General features: G+C 46.9%; 19 protein-coding genes, 1 other RNA gene and 2 pseudogenes. 10 read left to right on the plus strand and 12 right to left on the minus strand.

What is annotated here, in order from left to right:
• Window positions 1-206: 206 nt before the first annotated feature.
• Window positions 207-1,004, minus strand: coding sequence for a WecB/TagA/CpsF family glycosyltransferase (locus NC996_RS04180; RefSeq protein ID WP_190668400.1), 798 nt, complete (start codon window positions 1,002-1,004; stop codon window positions 207-209).
• Window positions 1,005-1,255: 251 nt separating this feature from the next.
• Window positions 1,256-1,819 (minus strand): 2'-5' RNA ligase family protein, encoded by a 564-nt coding sequence (locus NC996_RS04185; RefSeq protein WP_190682286.1) that lies wholly within the window; start codon window positions 1,817-1,819, stop codon window positions 1,256-1,258.
• A 59-nt stretch (window positions 1,820-1,878) separates the two neighbouring features.
• On the opposite strand from NC996_RS04185, the gene NC996_RS04190 reads away from it, so the two are divergent.
• The 3 genes from NC996_RS04190 (at window position 1,879) to NC996_RS04200 (ending at window position 2,804) form a co-directional block, all read left to right on the plus strand.
• Entirely contained in the window at window positions 1,879-2,145 is a 267-nt protein-coding gene (locus NC996_RS04190) for a YciI family protein (protein ID WP_190411182.1), read from the plus strand.
• Window positions 2,146-2,207: 62 nt separating this feature from the next.
• Window positions 2,208-2,304, plus strand: an RNA gene (gene ffs / locus NC996_RS04195) — signal recognition particle sRNA small type.
• Between the two features lie 110 nt (window positions 2,305-2,414).
• Window positions 2,415-2,804 carry a phasin family protein gene (locus NC996_RS04200; protein ID WP_190435443.1) on the plus strand — a complete coding sequence of 130 codons (390 nt, stop codon included), beginning with the start codon at window positions 2,415-2,417 and terminating at the stop codon, window positions 2,802-2,804.
• On the opposite strand, the gene NC996_RS04205 is transcribed toward NC996_RS04200, so the two are convergent.
• On the minus strand, window positions 2,801-2,944 hold the full coding sequence (locus NC996_RS04205; RefSeq protein ID WP_190435440.1) for a hypothetical protein: 144 nt from the start codon (window positions 2,942-2,944) through the stop codon (window positions 2,801-2,803). The two genes, NC996_RS04200 and NC996_RS04205, sit on opposite strands and share 4 nt — an antisense overlap.
• Before the next feature lie 89 nt (window positions 2,945-3,033).
• Between NC996_RS04205 and NC996_RS04210 the strand changes: the two genes are divergently transcribed.
• From NC996_RS04210 to NC996_RS04220, 3 genes are all read left to right on the plus strand, one after another.
• A complete protein-coding gene (locus tag NC996_RS04210; RefSeq protein ID WP_190430081.1) occupies window positions 3,034-3,447 on the plus strand; it encodes a hypothetical protein in 414 nt (137 codons plus the stop codon).
• A 125-nt stretch (window positions 3,448-3,572) separates the two neighbouring features.
• Window positions 3,573-4,004 (plus strand): preQ(1) synthase, encoded by a 432-nt coding sequence (gene queF / locus NC996_RS04215; RefSeq protein WP_190682290.1) that lies wholly within the window; start codon window positions 3,573-3,575, stop codon window positions 4,002-4,004.
• A 225-nt stretch (window positions 4,005-4,229) separates the two neighbouring features.
• On the plus strand, window positions 4,230-5,891 hold the full coding sequence (locus NC996_RS04220) for a glycosyltransferase family 39 protein (RefSeq protein WP_190411187.1): 1,662 nt from the start codon (window positions 4,230-4,232) through the stop codon (window positions 5,889-5,891).
• A 68-nt stretch (window positions 5,892-5,959) separates the two neighbouring features.
• On the opposite strand, the gene NC996_RS04225 is transcribed toward NC996_RS04220, so the two are convergent.
• Complete coding sequence (locus NC996_RS04225) at window positions 5,960-7,384, minus strand: cytochrome c biogenesis protein (protein WP_190682293.1); 1,425 nt, start codon at window positions 7,382-7,384, stop codon at window positions 5,960-5,962.
• A 52-nt stretch (window positions 7,385-7,436) separates the two neighbouring features.
• Window positions 7,437-8,171, minus strand: coding sequence for a cytochrome c biogenesis protein CcdA (locus NC996_RS04230; protein WP_190682296.1), 735 nt, complete (start codon window positions 8,169-8,171; stop codon window positions 7,437-7,439).
• An 805-nt stretch (window positions 8,172-8,976) separates the two neighbouring features.
• On the opposite strand from NC996_RS04230, the pseudogene NC996_RS04235 reads away from it, so the two are divergent.
• The 3 genes and pseudogenes from NC996_RS04235 to NC996_RS04245 form a co-directional block, all read left to right on the plus strand.
• Window positions 8,977-9,300, plus strand: a pseudogene (locus NC996_RS04235) (PAS domain-containing protein); the annotation flags it as partial.
• 699 nt (window positions 9,301-9,999) lie between these two features.
• A pseudogene (locus tag NC996_RS04240) lies at window positions 10,000-11,472 on the plus strand (ATP-binding protein); the annotation flags it as partial.
• The gene (locus tag NC996_RS04245; RefSeq protein WP_190682303.1) at window positions 11,469-12,992 is read left to right on the plus strand and encodes a response regulator; all 1,524 of its coding nucleotides are present in this window, start codon (window positions 11,469-11,471) and stop codon (window positions 12,990-12,992) included. The pseudogene NC996_RS04240 and the gene NC996_RS04245, both read left to right, overlap by 4 nt.
• A gap of 122 nt (window positions 12,993-13,114) precedes the next feature.
• On the opposite strand, the gene NC996_RS04250 is transcribed toward NC996_RS04245, so the two are convergent.
• On the minus strand, window positions 13,115-14,302 hold the full coding sequence (locus tag NC996_RS04250; RefSeq protein WP_190411238.1) for an FtsW/RodA/SpoVE family cell cycle protein: 1,188 nt from the start codon (window positions 14,300-14,302) through the stop codon (window positions 13,115-13,117).
• A gap of 502 nt (window positions 14,303-14,804) precedes the next feature.
• On the opposite strand from NC996_RS04250, the gene NC996_RS04255 reads away from it, so the two are divergent.
• The gene (locus NC996_RS04255; RefSeq protein WP_190411192.1) at window positions 14,805-15,044 is read left to right on the plus strand and encodes a hypothetical protein; all 240 of its coding nucleotides are present in this window, start codon (window positions 14,805-14,807) and stop codon (window positions 15,042-15,044) included.
• 301 nt (window positions 15,045-15,345) lie between these two features.
• Here NC996_RS04255 and NC996_RS04260 read toward each other — a convergent pair whose 3' ends face one another.
• The 6 genes from NC996_RS04260 to NC996_RS04285 all read right to left on the minus strand — a co-directional run bounded on the left by NC996_RS04260 (window position 15,346) and on the right by NC996_RS04285 (window position 20,977).
• Window positions 15,346-15,549 (minus strand): phycobilisome linker polypeptide, encoded by a 204-nt coding sequence (locus tag NC996_RS04260; protein ID WP_190411193.1) that lies wholly within the window; start codon window positions 15,547-15,549, stop codon window positions 15,346-15,348.
• 234 nt (window positions 15,550-15,783) lie between these two features.
• Window positions 15,784-16,269 carry an allophycocyanin subunit beta gene (apcB, locus tag NC996_RS04265; RefSeq protein WP_190411194.1) on the minus strand — a complete coding sequence of 162 codons (486 nt, stop codon included), beginning with the start codon at window positions 16,267-16,269 and terminating at the stop codon, window positions 15,784-15,786.
• A gap of 62 nt (window positions 16,270-16,331) precedes the next feature.
• Window positions 16,332-16,817 (minus strand): allophycocyanin subunit alpha, encoded by a 486-nt coding sequence (gene apcA, locus NC996_RS04270; RefSeq protein WP_190411195.1) that lies wholly within the window; start codon window positions 16,815-16,817, stop codon window positions 16,332-16,334.
• Window positions 16,818-17,048: 231 nt separating this feature from the next.
• The gene (locus NC996_RS04275; protein WP_190682306.1) at window positions 17,049-17,246 is read right to left on the minus strand and encodes a hypothetical protein; all 198 of its coding nucleotides are present in this window, start codon (window positions 17,244-17,246) and stop codon (window positions 17,049-17,051) included.
• Window positions 17,247-17,391: 145 nt separating this feature from the next.
• Window positions 17,392-17,553 carry a hypothetical protein gene (locus tag NC996_RS04280; protein WP_190682308.1) on the minus strand — a complete coding sequence of 54 codons (162 nt, stop codon included), beginning with the start codon at window positions 17,551-17,553 and terminating at the stop codon, window positions 17,392-17,394.
• A gap of 22 nt (window positions 17,554-17,575) precedes the next feature.
• Window positions 17,576-20,977, minus strand: coding sequence for a phycobilisome rod-core linker polypeptide (locus tag NC996_RS04285; RefSeq protein ID WP_190682311.1), 3,402 nt, complete (start codon window positions 20,975-20,977; stop codon window positions 17,576-17,578).
• Window positions 20,978-21,148: the final 171 nt, after the last annotated feature.

The following is a 21,148-nucleotide window of genomic DNA, read 5'->3' on the forward strand; positions in this document are numbered from 1 at the left end:
ATTTCTCAAGTAGTCTAATTCAAGTAGTCTAATCGCCTGTCAAGATATCTCAATCACAAAAATAGACGTTCCGTGGAACGTCCATCATGCAACCATAAATTTTAACAGAAAGCCTATAGCTGCTAAGGCTGCTTACCCTACGACAAGCAAGCTACAGCATCACAACAATAGGTACTTTACAAACGTCCCTTCAAATAAGAATTTTTTTATTCCCACTTAACTCGTTCTAATTTCACAGATTTCTTCTCTGCCTGAAAAGGCTTTTTATAAAGGTTAAGCTTTTGTTTCAAAATCAACCAGAAGAAAGGCATATCGTCTATTAAATATCTTTTCCATAACCTTTGTGGCTCGGATAAGAGTCTATGTAACCACTCTATTCCTGCGTCGCTCATCCACTGTGGAGACCTTGGTTTATGACCTGCTTCAAAGTCAAGAGATGCGCCAACAGACAAGAAAACTTTGACATTGGGTAATTTATTTTTATACTTCAATATCCACTTTTCTTGTTTAGGGGCACCGACGCCAATGGCTAAGACTGTAGCGCCTGACTTATTAATCCTGTCAATAATTTCTAGGCATTCTTTTTCGCTCTTTTCAAATCCGAAAGACGGCGAATGAGAAGCGACTATAATATTTCTGCCTACTTGGTTATTGATTCGCTCTTGAGCTTTACGAGCCACCCCTTCAGCAGCACCCAGCAAGAAAATCTTAACGCTTTCATTGTCCTTGTGGTGCATATAGAAAGCGGGAAATAAATCTGAACCCGACAGTTTTTCTTTAATCGGCGTTCCCAAAAATTTAGAAGCGTACAATACTATTTGACTGTCACACACTTTATAAGTAGCGATATTGTAAGCTTTGTAGAAATCTCCATCGGTTTGCAGCTTCATCAGGTGGTCTACGTTTGGCGTAAATACGATACCACCTTCCCGATCGAGTTTGGTTAATAGCTCTGCTCTTGACAAGTTGTCAATGGATACATTAAGTACATTAACTTTTTTCATTGACTCCTCTCACTTTAGCAATCTACTCGTGTGGGGACAGCACACTAATAACAACACAATAGTGAGAGTCAAGCTTGCACTACCTCTACCATGAGAGAGGACAAATCTTTATCAACGTTTATTCCCTAGGATAGATTGGAAAATTGATTGAACAAGATTCGCTATTAGAGTGAGGGTTTTTCTGAGCGAAAGAAAAAAGGTTGCGATCGCGCCACAACCAGCCGCAACCTTGGCTGAAAGGCTTGCCCTGTTTACCTCCGGCGCGCTAAACAAGGGAATTCGGCGCTTACTTCCCATCGTTCCCCTGTATGAATCAGTAGGGTTAGCTGAGCAGCAGTGAACTCAAACTCTAACGATCGCCCCTGAAATTCAGCCCATGCTGCATGAAAGTTTTGCCGTGTCAAGTCTCTAAAGGCAACAGTCATGTGAGGAGCAAAGGGACGCTGCTTGGAAACCGCATCGACAATTCCCAAGTTTGTCTCCATATCGGTCATTAAATCGGCTTGTAACGCTAGCAGTTCCGGCGTCTTAAGAACATTGATGTAAATAACACGGGGTGGAAAAGCTCCAAACCCATTCAGGGTAATGAAGACAGGTGAACGATGGGAAGCAAACGTTCTCAAGCATTCTTCCAGCACTGGCACTGCCTCTACCTGCCATTCAAACGGCGGTTGCAGCGTGATATGCGGGGGAGATTTCTGGGCACCTTTGCTAGCATAGGTTTGGGCGAAGTGCTGCTGAATCTCTTTGGCGTAGTCTTGAATCTCTTGCGGCGGCAAGAGAGCGATAAAGAAGCGGCGTTTTGTATTGTCCAAGAACTTCCAGCGGTAGTTTACTTGTTAAATAGATATAGCCAGATAAGGGAAGAAAGTGAATGCCCTGGTTTGTAAAGATTGAAGAAGGCATCGTTGATAAACCGATCTTTGATAAATCTGTACCGGCGCACAAAGCTTATGTCCAGGATTTGATTACCAAAGGATATCAGGCGCGTAGCGGCTACTGGCTGGAACGGCGAGGCGGCATGATGCTATTTGAGGCGTCTTCACTGGAGGAGGCGCGCGCAATTGTCTCACTCGATCCGCTGGTGCAAAACGGCTGCGTCAAGTATGAACTTTATGAGTGGCGAGTGGTTGCCGAATAAAAGCGAATCCTTGATCGCCGCCAGAGGTTTCAATTTTCAGTGAATGATGTTATGCTTTAGATGATCTGGACCCATGCGATCGCAACGCCTAAACCTTGTCAGAACCGGAAGGTAGCAGCAACACGGGATGCTTGTGATAGGCGTGGTATCCGGATCACCCGAATCGCCGCCTCGCCCTCGTTTGCCTTGTAATTGGTGGGCAGTTTCTCGATTTCACGCTTATGCTGGAATCAGCAGATACTTGCAGATTAAAGGAGCGACTTATTGCGATGGCTGGTTTTGGAGATATTGTTCAAAAAGCGTTTTACTTAGGGGTTGGCTTAGCTGCCTCTGCGGGTGAGAGAGCTGGGGGAAAGTTAACTGAGTTGCGATCGCAAGCTCAAAAGCTAGCCGATGAAATGGTAGCAAAAGGCGAGATGACAACAGACGAAGCCCGCCGGTTTGTCGATGATATGATGAAACAAGCCCAGCAGGCACCCGTTGAGCCATCCACTAGCAGCACCCAACCCGGTGAGCCGCGGCGGATTGAAATTCTCTCAGAAGATGAAGAGCCAAAGTCGGCAGCAGCTCCAAATGCGGCTCCAAATAATGATGTGGACGCGATGCGCCAACAGGTGCAAGCACTACAGGACGAACTGCGTCGGCTAAAGCGCGATTAGCTTTGCAGTAATGAACGATAAACTGCGAACAGCCGAATCGTTAGCTGCATAGGCAAGAGCGAGTCGCTGCGAGGAGCATCACACGCCTTGCGATCGCGCAAGGCAACGGGTGCTAATCTATAGCATTGCGATCGCATCATGGATTCGCACTATTTAGAATAGAATTGCAGATTAATTGGCGTCATCGCGTCGCCGGTAAAAACTAAGCCTTTTGTGCTGAGTATCCAAAATGGAAGAGTGGCAAAAAGATTTTTTCGAGATGATGGAAGCAGTCGCTGATGAAGTAGAGCAATTCTTCGTTGGCATCACAGAAGTAGTAGACGCTGTTGCCGAAAGCGTGCAAACTACAATTGCAACCGATCTCAATCAGTGTTTGCAGGAATTATTTGAACCGATCGCTGAAATTTATTTAGAATTTGAAGAAATTGTCGGCGAAGGTGAGCAGCCTTTTTCCTATATGGTGGATACTGTTGAACCCACCCCACAAAAAAATCCTGCATGTATGGGTTGTCACCATTACCACGGACAAGCTTATGGCGGAAACCTGTTAGTCTGCGCCATGCATCCCTATGGCTGGGATGATAAAAATTGTCCGGATTGGGAGGGTAGTACAGACCCGTTTAACTCTAGAGATATTTTCTGAAGAAAGCAGGTGAAGAAGGCTGAAAAAGCTTGACCTGCATTCATATTCAAAAGTTATTAGTCCTTTGTTTGTTATAAATGACTAATAACTAATGTTTAATGACCCACGTTTGCTAACCACTACTGATGAGTCAGTCGCCAACACAACAACAATTATCACCTGAAACGCCGCTCTCGGAAATGAAATACGGTGAGCGGAATATTGCTGAAGGACAATTAATTACCTTCCCCAATCCGCGAGTTGGACGCCGCTACGACATTCACATTACTCTACCCGAGTTTACCTGTAAGTGTCCGTTTTCTGGCTATCCTGACTTTGCGACCATCCATATTACCTATGTTCCCGATCAAAGGGTGGTGGAACTGAAGGCGATCAAGCTTTATATCAACAGTTACCGCGATCGCTACATCTCCCACGAAGAATCCATCAATCAAATTCTGGATGACTTTGTGGCAGCTTGCGATCCTTTAGAAGCCACAATTAAGGGGGATTTCGCGCCGCGCGGTAACGTCCACACCGTAATTGAAGTGCGTCATCAGAAGTCGGCTGACGCCTAGGTAGCAGCACAAATATTCCCTGGCTGCTGGATATTCCACCTAGTCTAAAAATTATCTCTTTCAGAAAGCCCCTCTAACGGGCTTTTTTCTTTGTGCCATCAAAAGCCTATCTATCGATTCAAAATACAGACACAAAATCAGTCTAAGGGTGAATGATAACTTCCATTGCTTCACTTAACATTTCGCAGAGCTTAGCGGCTTTTTAGATTGCGAAATGGAGGTTTCATGACAGTTGCACAAAGTCTTAACTATGTTAAGAATAGGTTAACTCAGACAAAGCTACTTCCTCCAACTTGGTTACAATTTTTTATCATTGTCGTGCTGGTACTGGGAGTATTTTTTCGATTCGTCAACCTGGATCGCAAAGTTTACTGGGGCGATGAGACTTTCACTTCATTACGGATTGCCGGTTACAGCAAGGCAGAATTCGCCCAAGAAGTCTTTGATGGACAGGTGATGGGGGTCGAAGAATTACAGAAGTTTCAACAACCCAATTCGGAAAAAGGTGTAAGCGGAACCATCAACTCGATAGTGGTCGATACTCCCCAGCATCCGCCCCTCTATTTTTTGATGGCAAGATTTTGGGTACAACGATTTGGCTATTCACCAGGGATAATCAGAAGCTTGTCCGCCTTAATTAGCTTGCTAGCGTTTCCTTGCATCTATTGGCTATGCCAAGAATTATTTGGATCTTCCTTAGCAGGATGGATAGCGATCGCACTCATTGCCGTCTCCCCGTTTCAAGTTCTCTACGCCCAGGAAGCACGACCTTATAGTCTGTGGATTGTGGCAATCTTACTATCAAGTGCGGCACTACTGCGAGCGATGCGGATGGGAAATAGAGACACCAAAACCCTTATTTCCACTTGGGGGCTGTATGCAGCAACGCTAGCACTGGGAATTTATACCCAGTTATTTTTTGCGCTAGTTGCGATTGGACATGGCATTTATTTATTGACAATCGAAAAATTCCGATTCACTAAAACAGTCTTTGCCTATTTGCTGGCATCTTTGGCTGGTTTGCTCACATTTGTGCCTTGGCTTTTAATTCTAATTGCTAATTCATCTACCGTTGAAAAGACAACAGATTGGTCTCGCCAGAAAGAAAGTCTGTTTTCTTGGGTGAAAGCTTGGACTCGCAATATCACTCGGACATTTCTTGATACAGATCCAGCAGGAGGAGTGATTGAGTTTGGATTTAACAATCAATGGACAGAATTTATCCGACTGACACTGGTAGGAATGATTTTATTCCTGTCAGGATATGCAATTTATTTTTTGTGTCGTAACACCGGCAAGCAAGTTTGGTTATTTGTTTTAACTTTGCTTGGGGTAACTGCCCTTCCCTTTATTTCCAGAGATCTAATCTCCGGAGGAGGATTGTCAGGTTCAACTCGACATCTAGTTGCTGTTTATTTGGGGATTCAGCTAGCAATTGCTTACTTACTGGCTACTAAAATTAGTTTGCCTTCGAGAAGTGCAAAGGTACAAAAACTATGGCAATTTGTGCTTGTTGCAGTAGTTTCGAGTGGTGTTATATCCTGTGCCATCAGTTCTCAACAAGAAATCTGGTGGAATAAAGCTCTCTCTCAAACTGAATACAATCCAAAAGTAGCCCAAATCATCAACAAAACAGCTCATCCGCTTTTGATCAGCAATGAGAAACTAAACTTTTTTCTTCCTTTAACCTATGCACTGGAACCGAAAGTGCGGCTTCAATTAGTCGTTAAACCAAATGTGCCTCAGATTCCAGATGGGTTCAGTGATGTGTTTTTATACAGGAGTTCCAAGGAATTAAGAAAGGCACTACAAAAGCAAAACTACAAAATAGAGCCTGCATACCAAACGGGTCAAGTTTGGCTTTGGAAACTAGAAAAAAAGGTGTGAGTGGAAGACGTTATTTGTTGGTAGAGGCGTGATGAATCGCCCCTCTACCAACCCACATCAAAAATGGTTTAGGACTGGGTCGCGATCGCTTCTATCTCAACAACTGGCACTTCCTCCTGAGACGGATGACTGACTCGATCCAAAATTTCCAACAGTTCCCGTTCAAAAGCAACCTGTGCGCGGTTAGTTCTGCCGCCGACATAGAAGCGAATCTCCTTCTGAGACGCTGCACTAACCCCTTCTTGTAGCGCCCAAATTTGCGAATGAGAAAAATAACTCATAACCACACCCAGCATCAGCAAACCAAAGCCAGCATAAACAAACGGGATACCCGGATCGGCTTTTATTTGCAAGCCAGTGCTACCGATTACTTCATCAATGCTCAGCCTGACTCCATTCACAGGTACCGACATCCCGGCGCGAATGGTATTGATTAGCTGACCCTTTGGGTTATAAAGCATCAGCGTTCCCTGCAAATCCTTGGCAATTAAGGCAACGCCCTCACTCAAATCCGGTTTAGTGGGAATCCAAGTTCCCCAGATTCGGCCCTTGCTGACAGTATTTAAAGACGCCATCGGCAACTGTAAAACTGGGCTATTATTCAGCCGCACCTGGATACCTGCAATTCCCCAGTCTGTTTGATAAAGCGTCACACCTCGGTAACGCAGCGGCTGATTGACGTGAATCGTTTGACGATCAACTTCTTGTCCTTGTTTATCCAAAACCGACAAATCGGAATAAAACTGGTCGATTCTGCCTTCAGGTGTATAGTCGATCCAAAAGCGATTTACCCGCACCGACCAATCTTTGGGAACTTGTGGCAGCGCCCAAGAACCCGCTTCGATGATGTTTTTTATCTGGAATGTATCGCCGCTGGCAACCATTTCCTGGGCGACAAAACCCGTGATACTCCCCCAAATTGCGCCCCCCAGAATAATTAACATACTGGCATGAACAACAATCGGGCCAATCCGCCCCACCAGACCTTTTCGGGCGTAAAGTTTATCTCCTTCTTGAAAAACTTTATAGCGCCGCTGCTGCAACAACTCGGTCAGTTTGTTTAGCGAACCTGTTTCGAGTTCCGCACTCAAGGCGAGTTTCTGAAATTGGCGGGGTTGGTCGTAAAACTTCCAGTGCTGTGCTGCTTTTAAAGCTGGAAACTGGCGGGTGAAGGTACAGGCAGTTAAGCTGCTGCCAAACAAAATTAGGAGTGATAAAAACCACCAGGTGCGATAAACACGATCCAATCCGACTACCTGGATTACCTTCCAAGTCAGGAAACCAAACAAAGCAGGATGCTCTGGATAGTTCGCTTGGTAGAAAGCGGGTGACTGACCCTGCTCAATGACCGTGCCAGAGATGCTGAAAAGCGCGATCGCTAATAGCAACGCGATCGCTAACCGCAAATCTGCCAGCAATGGCAACAATTCTTGCCGCCAAAACCGATAGGAAGTTGACCCCAAGTTTGAGAAAAAAGAATTTTTTGCAGTCATTTTTTGATAATTGATAATTGGTATTGGTAATAGCGAATTCTTTTGATTACCATTAGCCAATCGGAATCCGAGACAGCAGCGAAAATACCCCAAAGCCAACTAAAAGCACACCGCTAACGGGTGTAATCCAACTCGACCATTGGCGCAACTCCAGCAACTTCTTAATAGAGGCTGTAAAAGTTCCTGCCAAAATCAACGGTGCCACATAACCTGCTGTGTAGGATAGCAGCAAGACAGCACCTAACACCACGTCTTGCGTCGTAGCAACCCAACCCAGTAACGTTCCCAATACGGGAGTACTGCATGGAGAAGCAACCACCCCAAAAGTTAGACCAATCAGATAGGAACGCACTCCCGCTGGTAATTCTTTAGAAATCCACTCCATCCCACCCCAAGCAGGCAACGGAAGGGGCAAAGCTTCTAGTAAATTTAGCCCCATTGCGATCGCGAGAATGCTCACAAGGATCGGCAAACCAAATCCCACTTGACCGTAGACGTTCCCCAGCAATGCCGCTAAGATACCAAGACCTGCCAGCGTTGTTGCCAATCCCAAGGAAAACCAGGTAGCCTGGGCGGCTGCTTGGAGGCGGCTTTTGGTCTCATAGCCCCCGATGTAGCCAAGGGTGATGGGCAACATGGAAAGCATACAGGGGGTCAGACTGGTGAGCAACCCAGCTACAAAGATAATGCCAATACTGATAACGCTGAGATGTTGCAGCTGGATGAAAACAAGACTGTTGGCAAATTCGCTGAGTTCGTAAAGCTGGGTTTGCAGACTTTCAATCATGAGGAGGCTAGTTCGCGGAATGCTGATTCTGCTTGAATTTTAGCTTACTTGGAAGGGTAGAACCGGCGCGAAGGAAAGCGTCCGTATTGTTTGCTTGACAATAACACTCATCAATGTCTTTCATCAACGCAGGTTTCTCAAGAAATTTTTAACGCCGTTTCTATCAATTGCCCCATTAAGCTTGCAGCGAGTCTTTTATTCAAATGTTCTTAATTCAGTCGGCGGATGCATTAAATTGAATATTTCTTTAGTTGGATTGACCCAGGAAACCCAACACCTGTGAGGGTTACGCTATCGACAACCCATCCTACAAATTATTAATCCAGCCTACTGATTGTCAAGCCTAAAAAAGAAAATTTTTACTTTTTTCATAAAGGAATAATATTTTTTTTGTATTTCTTAACATTAAAGAACATTCAACATTAGAGTTTTTTTCCAAATTTAGGGAATCCTAAATACGGACACTACGAGCCTATATTATTCCTCCTTTCCTTAGCAGAGGGATGACTTCGCCAACGAACTACGAGCCTCATTGACTATTTAATTGGAAACTCCAAGAAGGTCGAGGAGAGTGCTATGTCCGTGTTGAATGTTGAATTTGAGCCGCTTAACTTAATTTCGATATATCTAAAACCAAAAGGTATAGAAGGAGGAATAGATGGTTACAAGTTATAGACGCAGTAAAACCAGTACCGGCAAATTGCAGAATCAAGAATCCTTGAAACTGCGTCAGCAAATTGCCGAGCTAGAGCAGACACTAGCCGATTGCCAGGAGGTCGAGAAAGAACTGCGTCAACGGGTGGAGATGTATGCACAAGTCCTAGATGCCATCCCAAATTTAGTAAAGTGCCAAAACTCCCAATCGTGCCTAGTTTATGCCAACAAAGCATTTTGCGACTTTTACGGCATGACACTGGAACAACTTTGCGATCGCGATCCGACAGATATTCCTCTAAATAACCGGGATGCTACCCAACAGTCTGTCGTGGATGACGCCTATGTCGTGAATACCGGGCAGACGCTCCACATCTCTCAAGAACCTGTAACTCGTTACGATGGGCAAGTCTATTTATTTGACATCGTTAAAGTCCCTATTTTTAATGCTGAAGGCGAAGCTGTCAAAGTTGTGGAGTCCAGTCACGTAGCTTTAGGTGGCAACCTCTCCGACTCAGCCTTAATAGAAGTCAATTCAGCAGATATCCGGGGAGAACAGCGAGATAAATTAACCAACTCTCTCACTTATTTAAATAGCCAGATTATCGAGCGCAGGCAAGCAGAACAAGCCTTACAGGATCTGATCGCCGGAACCGCCTCAGTTACGGGCAAAGATTTCTACCCGGTGTTTGCACAGCATCTAGCCGCAGCGCTTGGAGTTCGCTACGTTATCGTGGCAGAAGCATCCGCCTGGGAGGACGATACACCTGTCCGAGCCAAAGTGCTTTCCTTTTGGAATTCAGACAAATTGGGTGACTACTTTGAGTACGACTTAGTCCATACTCCTTGCGAAAGCATTTTTACAGAAGAAACCCTGGCGGAAAATAACGGGATCAGTTGTTACCCCCAAAATGTCCAGTCATTCTTCCCCAAAGGCGAAGCTTTAGCGGCTTTGGGAGGAGAGTGTTTCCTGGGAGTTGCCCTTTTAGATTCAACATCCAGTAAGCCAATTGGTCATATTTGCTTTATCGATGATAAGCCCCTCGTGCAGGAGCAACGGGCAAAATCAATTATGAGCCTCTTTGCAGCACGAGTTAGCGCCGAACTGGAGCGCCAGCGGGCTGAGGAAGCGCTAGAGCGATCGCAAATACAACTGAAACTTTCCCACGAGCAATTAGAAAACTACAACCGGATGCTGGAAGCGAAAGTTCAAAAGCGAACGCTAAAGCTGCAACAAGAAATACGCGATCGCCGAAAAGCTGAACAAACAGCCCAGTCCGCTAACCGCGCCAAAAGCGAATTTCTCGCTAATATGAGCCATGAACTGAGAACCCCCCTCAACGGCATCCTCGGCTATGCCCAAATCCTCAAACGAGACAAAACCTTAAATGAGCCGCAAAAAGATGGTTTAGGCGTCATTCACCAGTGCGGCGAACATCTATTAACCCTGATCAACGACATCTTAGACCTCTCCAAAATAGAAGCCCGGAAAATGGAACTCCACTTGAGTCACTTTCATTTTCCCCAATTCCTTGAAGGCATCGTCGAACTGTGCCGCATTCGTGCCCAACAAAAAGACATCTACTTAACTTACCAACCCACCGCCCCACTTCCTTTAGCAGTCCAGGGCGATGAAAAACGCTTGCGGCAAGTCTTAATCAACTTACTTAGCAACGCGATCAAATTTACAACCACCGGCGGCGTCACCTTCCAAGTCAGCTATCAAGACGGAACATTTCGGTTTCAAGTAGAAGATACCGGCGTCGGTATGGCACCAGAGCAATTAGAAGAAATCTTCTTACCCTTCCACCAAGTCGGAGAGCGCGATCGCAAAAGCGAAGGCACCGGCTTAGGCTTGGCAATCAGCCGTCAATTAGTGCAAATGATGGGCAGCGAAATCAAAGTTAACAGCATCTTAGGTAAAGGTAGCGTTTTCTACTTTGATTTAGATTTACCCTTAGTTGACCAGTGGGCAGATGTCACCCAAATAGATGAACGCCCCATTATTGGTTACTTGGGCGACAAGCGCAAAATCCTCATCGCCGACGATCAATGGGAAAATCGCTCAATTCTAGTAAAAATGTTAGAGCCATTAGGGTTTGAAATTATGGAAGCCACTGATGGTTTTGACTGTATAACCAAAGCACAGGAGTGGCAACCCCATGTAATTTTGATGGACTTAATGATGCCCGCCCTCAATGGCTTAGAAGCCACTCGTCGAATCAGAAAGTCACCCGACTTAAAGGTCGTTGTGATTGCGACTTCAGCCAGCGTTTTTGATTGCGATCAACAACAGAGCTTTCAAGCCGGTTGTAACGATTTCCTGCCCAAACCCATCCAAAACCAGGAACTTTTAGAAAAGTTACGCGGTTATTTGGGGCTGTCATGGATTTATGAAGAAATTAAAAATGAAGAATTCCGCGAGCCTTCCGCAAAAGCGATGGTGCCTCCGCCTGTAGAGGAAATCGCGGCACTCTTCGATTTCGCAATGATGGGCGACCTCAGAGGGATTGCCAAGCGAGCCGCTCAACTGGAACAGATGAATCAGGACTGGATACCCTTTACCAACCATTTACGTCAATTAGCTAAGGGCTTTGAAGAAAAACAAATCTTGGATTTTATCAAACAATATAGAGAAAATAAATGAGCGAAGAAATTCCCCACAAAGGCATAATCTTAATCGTTGATGATACTCCCATAAACTTAGGGGTTTTGTTCGACTTTTTGGCGGATTCCGGCTTCAAGATTTTGGTAGCCCGGGATGGCGAAAGTGCGATTCAAAAGGGGGAATATGCCCTGCCGGATCTTATCTTATTAGATGTACTGATGCCGGGGATGGATGGGTTTGAAACTTGCCGTCAACTGAAAGCCAATCAAGTAACGAAAGATATCCCTGTAATTTTTATGACGGCGCTTTCCGAGACGGTAGATAAGGTTAGAGGTTTAAGCCTGGGAGCCGTCGATTATATTACTAAACCACTTCAGCATGAAGAAGTTTTAGCTCGCATTACTGTCCAACTGAGTATGCAGAGTTTAACAAAGAAACTGAAAGAACAAAATGTGCTTTTGGAACAAGAAATTCAAGAACGTACAAGGGTAGAAAAAGCACTCTTACAGCTCAAAGAAGAACTAGAAGAACGGGTAGAGGAAAGAACCCTTGAACTTTCCCACTCTAATGCTCTGCTGAAACAAGAGATTCAAGAGCGGATTTCTACAGAAGCAATATTACAACAATCAGAGGCACGCTATCGAGAACAAGCGCATCAGCTAGAACTCGCCTTTCGCCAACTCCAACAGACTCAAGGTCAACTGATCCAAAGCGAACAACTGGCTAGTTTAGGACAGTTAGTCGCCGGTGTTGCTCATGAAATGAATAACCCGGTCAACTTTATCTACGGCAATATTACTCACGCAGAGCGCTATACCCAAGACCTGCTGTACCTGCTAAATCTTTATACCAAGGAATTAACCAATCCGGGGCCAACTATCCTGGAGGAGGCTCAGGCAATTGACCTGGAGTTTCTGGTTGAAGACCTGCCAAAACTACTGGGTTCGATGAAGATTGGGGCTGAGCGCATCCGCGAGATTGTCCAGTCATTGCGGAATTTCTCTCGCGTGGATGAGGCTCAGATGAAGCCAGTGAACATTCACGATGGGCTAGACAGCACTCTGCTAATTTTGAACAACCGGCTGAAATCCAAGGCTGACTATCCGGGGATTCAGATCGTTAAAGAGTATGGCAAGCTGCCTCCTGTAGAGTGTTATGCAGGTCAAATGAACCAGGCATTTATAAATGTGCTGTCGAGTGTGATTGATGCTTTGGAGGAGTATGACCATAAGCGATCGCCTGAAGAAATACACTTCTCCCGCAGTACCATTCGGATTTGTACCGAAGTAACTGACCGTGGCTTTGTGACGATTCAGATTATAGATAATGGCCCCGGTATAGCGGAGGAAGTCCGCCCTCACCTGTTTGACCCCTTCTTTACGCCGAAAACGAATGGCAAAAGCACGAAGGTTGGGTTGTCCCTTACCTATCAAATCGTCGTGGACAAACATGGTGGACAGATGCAGTGTAATTCAGCGCCCCGAGAGGGTACGGAATTCATCATAGCGATTCCGATTCGACAGAATCTTCAGAAAACGCCTTCGTTCGAGTCAATGTAATGTCAACGTCATCAGGGAAAAGCATTTAACTGGCACAGTCAATTCTGGTAGTGGGTAATGGAAATTATCCTCACCTAAAACCTCTCTTTCAATTTGTGCAATTTAGATATATGACAGACAACTTATTGTTCTCGGCGTCGCCGCCTAGCCGCAGACCGACGTCCTTGCAGCGACACAATTTCTGCTTCGCTACTTTCCCGCGCCACGCGAATCAGCAGCCCAGCGGCAATCAAACTCGCAATCATTGAATTGCCACCATAACTAAACAGCGGCAAGGGCAAACCCGTAGTAGGTAGGACACCAGTCGCAACGCCAATATTTAGTAGTGACTGCCCCACCATCAAAATCATGGCTCCAATCGCCACCAGCCGGTGAATGGGATTTTGCGCCTTTATCGCCACAATTAGCGCCAGCGCTGCATAAGCCATCAGCAGCAACAGCAGCAGCAAACTGCCTGCAAAGCCAAATTCTTCTGCGTACACCGCAAAGATAAAATCGGTGTATTGAATCGGCAAATAAAACAGCTTCTGTTGCGATAGCCCAAAACCAGACCCCCAAGTGCCGCCAGAACCAACTGCCAGCAAACTTTGAATCAGCTGGTATCCGTCTTGCATGGGGTCAGCCCAAGGATTCAAAAAAGACATTATCCGACGACGCTGATATTCTTTCACGCTGATACTGATTGTCGCCAAGAGCACCCCGCCCAGCGCTGTTCCTCCCAAGTAGGAATAAGGCAACCCAGCAGCAAGTGCAATTAGCCACAAAGTCATCCCGCAAAGTGCGGTTGTACTTAAGTTGGGCTGTAGCAAAATTCCCAAAAGCACGCAGCAAAAAATAAACAGCCAGGTCAAGCGGACTTTCCACGTTAGTCTGTCCCAATGCCCAAAAATCCGAGCGCCTTGCAACACCAGGAACGGCTTGATCAACTCAGAGGGTTGAAGTGGAAATGGCCCCAAGGCTATCCAACGGGTTGCGCCATTGGTGGTGGTTCCCACTCCTGGAATCAGGGTGATGAAAATCACTCCCAACAGGAGTATGACAAACCAATCAGCGATTTCTAGAACAGAACGTAGGGGGAAGTTCACCACCAGGTTAAATGCTACTAGCCCCAGGATGACTGAGATGATTTGGCGCTTGAAGTAGTACATCCCATCTCCAAACTCAGCATCTGCGCTGGGATAGGACGCCGAAAATAGCACGACTAACCCGATAAACAGCCAGAGGAAGGTGAGCCACCGCAACAATCTGGCATCTATTGCCCAATCCTGGGCAGAGGAATTAAAAACAGGAATTAGCTGGCGTAAATTCACAGCGACTTGGCGTATAGGTAACATTCAGCGGCAGGGAATCACAAAGCGATCGCTCTGGCGGATGCACGGAGTGCTGCTCGCTCCCCAACATTAGCAGCGGTACCGACCAAAATGATAAGGCGCTTTGCCCTATATCGGTTCATCCGCTCCCGATTTTCTTTGCTTTTCTATAAATCTTTCTGACATCTAACGGCATCAGGCGATCGCTTTCTAAATCAAAAATTTATTAATCTACCCTCTAAATTAAAGCTTTCAAGAAGATTGCTTCACTGACGATCTTTGTATTGAACTTAACCGTATGATTACCGAATCAAAATTCTAAATTTCAGTGGTTTAAGTAAAAACGCGACCTTATTACTTCGTAATATCTATCGCCCCTATTACGTATAATCACGCAGACCACTTAGAGTTTGGATTGAACAAGCTGAAAAAGCTCAATTAGCCCCCAAGACTACAGAGACGATTCCCTATTTCCTATAAAGTTGAGCGAGATTACTTAGAAATGCAGGTCAAAACTCATCCTCTCAATGTAACGGTGCTGACTGTCCTGGTGTTGGCAGGATTTATCGGCATCGCCTCCATCCTATTAGCTCTCGTCAGCTCATCTTCACTCTACTCATCTACACATCCAGTGGTGATACCTTGGATAGGCGAGCAGCATCGATGTGAGACAAGCGGTAGAACTTGGAGAGAAGAGAGCGAGGAAGAATGCCTGGATTACGAACACAGCGCTGAGTTCTAAAAGAATTTGGCTTAACAGAAATTCCGGAAAAATCCTTGACAAGAAGTCAATAAATGCTTAACTAGCAAACTTTAGTCGTTCTTTTTAATCTAGTTCTTATATGATTCACAAATTACTAGCAACAGAATCGCTCTAGGCGTCTGCTGAAAAAGGGAGCTTCGGGAATCGAAGTGTAGCCTAATAAAACGAATTGCTATCGAAAGCGGCTATTGAGCCACAAAAAAAGAGGTCCTTAAGACCTCTTTGCATTTGAATCTTATCTAAATGTTGAAAATTCCGTAAACAAGCCTATTTCCGCAAATTAAAGTAGACCAGTATTTACTCCTGGCTTACCAGTAGCCAGCTCAACCTTAACGATTTTTCCACCCATTTTCATAATCCGCTGCTGTTCGCGAAACCAATTTTCGTAGGGAACGAGTTTCGTGAAATAAGTGTTTTGCAATTCCCGCTGAGTCCGGATACGGGTCTGGCTGGGAACACAGGCAGTAATTTTAAACATCCGCATGGTTAATTTCTCCTAGTCAGGTGGTGAGGAAATTTTTGATCTCAATCAATCTTTGGATTGGCGTATCTAATTAAGACACCGAAGGCTGGGAGTCAAGAGTCAATACTAGACCGCTAAAACTTATCAACTTAATTCGACAAGCCTTTGACGAGCTAGCATTCACTCCAGACTTCCCAGACTTCACCAGACAAAACGCAGTCGCTTAAAACTTAAGCGATGAACGAGCGCTTACGCTTAGCTCAAGCCAGAGCAGATGTAGTCTAAATAAACGCCCATTTCCTTACCAGCATCAGCACCCACCAAGCTGGCGGTAACTTCTTTCATGGCTTGGATAGATTGCACAGTAGCGGAGATGGGAACACCCAAGGAGTTGTAGGTTTCTTTCAGACCGTTCAGCACGCGCTCATCCAAGATGGATGGGTCGCCAGCTAGCATGGCATAGGTGGAATAGCGGAGGTAGTAGTCCAAGTCGCGGATGCAAGCAGCATAGCGACGGGTGGTGTACATGTTGCCACCGGGACGGGTGATGTCAGAGTACAACAGGGACTTAGCAACCGCTTCCTTAACGATGGTGGCGGCATTAGCGCTAATGGTGGTTGCTGCACGAACGCGTAGTTCGCCAGTGTTGAAATAGCCCTTGAGCTTTTCCAAAGCACCAGTATCAAGGTATTTACCTTGAACGTCAGAGGAATTGATAACAGCAGTAATTGCGTCTTGCATTTTTCTTGTTTCCTTATCTTACGTAGTCAGGTTCTAATCCTTAGCAGGGGAAGGGAAACACCCTACTGCATGGCACCAATCACGTAGTCGAAGTAAGCGCCTGCTTCAGAAGCATCTTCGCCAGACATCATGGAGGAAGCAGCATTCTTCATAGCGCGAACGCCTTCAGCAACTGCGTCAACCGGGGTACCCAGAGACTTGTACATTTCACGAACGCCAACCAAACCGATTTCTTCAATCGGGGTGACATCACCAGCAACGACTCCGTAGGTGATCAGGCGTAGGTAGTAGTCCATATCCCGCAGGCAGGTAGCGGTCATTTCTTCACCGTAAGCGTTGCCACCGGGAGAAACAATATCAGGACGCTTTTGGAACAACTGGTCGCCAGCTTGCTTGACGATGCGCTCGCGAGAGTCGGTCAACGTTTGGGCAATCCGGAGGCGACGCTCACCGGAGGTCACAAAGTTCTTGATCCGGTCTAGTTCGCCTGGGCTAAGATAACGAGCCTCGGCATCAGCATTCACGATGGATTTCGTGACGATACTCATTTGTGGATTCCTCCAATCAAAAGAAAAGTTTTACCAGATGGTTTGAAACTGGCATTCGCCAAGGAATGTGGAAGCCTGTCACTGCTACAAGAATACTTGTTCGGTATCTTTAGCATTTTTCAGTGTAACCATCCGTACACACTGCCTGGGACTCAGCTACCTTCCGCAAATAATTTTGCGGCATTCTGTTCACATTCCAGGTCTCTTCTTAACACTTTTTAATATTGTTCCTCATTTTGGGGCTTTGAGGGCGATCGCAGCGGGTCTCGGTGGGGTCAGTTGGTCATCAAAGAGCGATCGCTTGCTTGGGAGGGTAGCGATCGCTGTCAGGATTTTTGAATTTTTGCACCCCTGAGCATCAATCACCTTCTCTTCCCCCTTGTCCTCCACATCTTCGCAGCTCCATAAAAATGCGATCGCCCATTCCATGCCCTAATCTGTTCTGCTGATTCAGCTTTAGCAGAAACTTTAAGGGATTCAAGTTGTGGACACTAGATGAGCCACTTTACCACAATGCAGTTGGACAAGGTTTTGCAGTGCGGTTATTGGGGGAATTTGACCCGAAGAATCTATCTCATTGGAGGATGATCGACAAGATAGCGATCGCCTCTTCTATCTCTATTTCTTTGGTTTCTGGAGCGCTTCTGCGTTTCGATAAACTCCCCGCGTCATCCAGAGCACAGAGCAAAACTTCCGATTCATTAGGAATGGGGAACGGGTCATCAAAATCACCCATTCCCCATTCCCGACTCTCGGATTTATCGGCTCAAGCGATTACCGATGTAGGAAGGCGACATATCTGACCAGGATTGTTTCACCAAGTCAGCTGCTGCTTTCACACTGCCCAGATAATTACCCGCTGGCAGTGACGGGAAGCGGTTGTAAGGCACCACATCCTCGCCGAAGTAACGGGCATACTCAGGACTATCCACCATTGCCTCTACAGCCGCCTTCAAGCCGCTATCTGCCAGCAGTTTGTTGTACTGCCGGATTTCACCTTGGGTCGCGGGTGCGCGTCCCAGCAGGTGCCGGAACAGGAACTCAATCACCTTGGTGTTGGGATAGGGGGCATAGAAGCGACGGCGATAGATCTCGGAACTCGCCAGACTCTTCACCAACTCGCGCACCGAGATTTCACCGTTGCGGAGTCTGCTATCGAGATCCGAACGGCGCAGTTCCCCAGGAACTTGACCGCTGAAGATATCCATCACCTGACAGTAGATGGCATTAATCACCTGTGCAGATTCACCCTGGTTCATTCCTGGGTTCATCCGGTAAATTCGAGCAGGCTTACGCCGCGATGTCCCAACTCCAACTTCAACGGATTGCCCGTCACCGTTGGTAAAGGAACGACCCAACTCGATAAACAGCGGCTTACTCATGTCGCGCTGACGAGCTTTTGCAGCGATATCTGCGATCGCTTTACCCATCAGCGGCATCTTCGCCACATCCATGCGCGACTGCACCGGCTTGAAGCTGGGAACCACCAAGTCATCATTCTGCTTGGTCAGTTGGTTATACAGCTTCTCGGTATTCGGGAAGTTTGCCGCTGGCAGGGTCGGGAAGCGGTTGTAAGGCACCGTATCTTCTCCGAACGCCTGGGCATACTCTGGGCTATTTACCATTGCGCCCACAAAGCCCCGAAGCCCTTCAGATGCAAGGATCTGGTTATACTTGCGAATTTCTACTTGGTCTAGGGGTGCCCGTCCCAAGAAGTGCTTCGTACCCAACTCGATCACCTTAGTGTTCGGGTAGGGAGTATAGAACTCTTTGATGTAGAGGTCTGAACCTCCCAACGCCTCAATAAATTCCTTGAGGTTGATTTCACCATTCCGCAGCTTGCTTTCAAAGTCGCTGAATTGGTTCTTCACGATATAGGGTTCAATATCGCGCTCGAAAATTTGCCGGTATGCTGCCCGGATTGTGTTTTGCACCAACGCTTTGTCGTTGGTTTCTGTCAGCTTAAAGACCTTGGTTTGCTCGCGCTTCTTGCTGACACCCTGGTTGATGCGGAATTGAATGTCGGGTTCTGTCCGCAGCTGCGTGACTTGACCGAGTTCCACAAAACGAGGGGTTTCTTGCTTCTCAATTTTCAGAGCTGTGTCGGCAATGCTGCCAATCCGAAGGCTACGCAAGCTGACTCCAGCTGGTGTCAGATAGCGCTCGTAAGGAATCGTATCTTCCCCAAATGACTCGCTGTATTCGGGGCTATCGATAATCGCGTCAACCAGGGCGTAGAAGCCTTTTTTGGCGCAAATATCAAAATACTTGTTAGTTTCCTGACGTCCATAGGTGGGACGACCCAACAGACGGCGGTGGATGTATTCAATCGACTTGGTAACGTACAGCGAAGTCCAGTACAACTTGCGGAACAAGTCAGACTTAGCCAGAGCGCGGATGAACTCCCGCACTGTGGTTTCGCCGTTCTCCAGCTTGATTTCCGCCACTTTGAGGCGCTGACCTTCATAGACATCCCGCCCGAATACTTGCAGGTAGGCTGCCTTAATCACCGCTTGGGTGGAACTTTCGGAGTATTTAACGCTGGAATTCTTCACATACCGTTTGAAGGATGTGCCGCCGTTCCCACCTGGGCCGGGGAGTTGATCCAGTTTAAACACCTTCGGACCCAAGGAACCCGGAGCTTTGGGACGAGCTGCTGGGTTGCTCAGTTGGTTGTCAATTCCTGGGCCTTGGCGGATCAGGATGCGACGAGTATCTTTACCAAACGGAGCAGGACGGGTGTTGGGATTTTTGGTTTCTTTAGGGAAGATTGCCCCAAACTGAATTTCCAAGGGGTCGTTGCCGGAACCATACGGATGTTGGTCGGGCAGCGGTCGCTCATAAGCAGCAAATGTGGTGAGGAACTGCGGTACCTTGCGGAAAGGCGCGCTGTAGTTCAACAAATCTTGCTGCGGTCCCCAGTTGCGACACTCCTGCGCTTCTTGACCCAAACCCCGGATGTAGGGCACGGTTTCTTCGCCGAAGTAGTCGGAATATTCCTTAGAATCCACCAGGGCATCAACGAGACCGGGTAGACCTTTGCTGGAAACGATGGAGAAGTATTCTTGGACTTCTTCACGGCTGGATGGGCCACGACCCAGGAAGTGACGGAATGCCAGTTCCAGAGCGCGACTGTTGATATATGGCTCGTAGAAGTTTTTGCGGTAAAGAGTAGATTTACCCAAGCGGCGGATAAATTCTTTCATCGAGATGTCGCCATTTCTGACCTTAGATTCTAAGTCAGAGATGCCAAGGCTGTAAGCGCGAGTAATATCGCGCTCAAAGACTTGCCGATAGGCGGCTTTGATGATTTCTTGCTTTTCCGAAGATGACAAACCGGGCTTCATGGCGTACTTGGGACGCCGCTCGGCTGAATTGAAGTAAATTTGGGGCAGTTGCAGACCTTGCTGATCGCCAGAAGGACGCTGCCGCACTTTGTCGGAGGGGGTGGGGGCGCGGAATTCGCTAATCAGCACTTCAAAGTACTGGTTGACAATCGTTGTCCCTTCCTCGTCGCGCCGGAAATAACCCAAGGCGGCTGCCCGCATTTCTTGCAACGCCACAATTGTCGCTTCGCCGGAGCAAGCATTTTCGATGATTTCCCGCAAACCCCGCGTGTTAACCGCGATGATATTGGGGTCTCCGGCAACAATTGCGTAGGTCAGGTAGCGCAAGAACCAGGATAAGTCCCGCAACGACTTCTGCATATTGCCCGGACCGTAGCGGGCAACGTTGATCGGTCGGAAACCAGCTGGGGTAGGACCGCCACCGCCTGCGCTGAAGAGCGATCGCAACCCCTGCAAAAAGCCACCGCTGCTTTCCACATAGGTGACATTTCCCAGCGCCATCCCTTGTTTGACATCCGGAACGTTAGCCGTCACCAATTCGGGTTCGCGAGGCTTCTCTAAGAAAGCCATCGGGGAACCCCCGACGAAAATGCGGTTGGCAGCACGGGACACAATCAGGTCTGCATTTTGGGTGAGCGTTTGAGCAATCTCAAGACGCTTGCTGCCGGAACTGAAATAGCTCTTCAGTTCATCCAGCTCACCTCTCCCTAAGAAGCGGTCTTGTTGTTCCGCTTGCGAAATAGTTGCAACTGGTACTGTTTGATATAGTTGCGGACGCGCAACTGAGCTTCCACCACTTGCCTTAACACTCATTGGATCTCAAAAGCTCCCTATCTAAATCGTCACTGCGTTAAACATGACCAGAGTGCCACTGATGAATGATGAATTGTGAAGGTTGAGGGATTAAAGTTAACCAACCGCCACGGGAGCGACTGACCCGGAGAAAGTGGCTTTTTCCCTACGGCTTATGGCTTATCAACTTCA

This window comes from Trichocoleus sp. ST-U2, from assembly GCF_039961875.1.
Taxonomy (GTDB): Bacteria; Cyanobacteriota; Cyanobacteriia; order Cyanobacteriales; family FACHB-T130; genus FACHB-T130.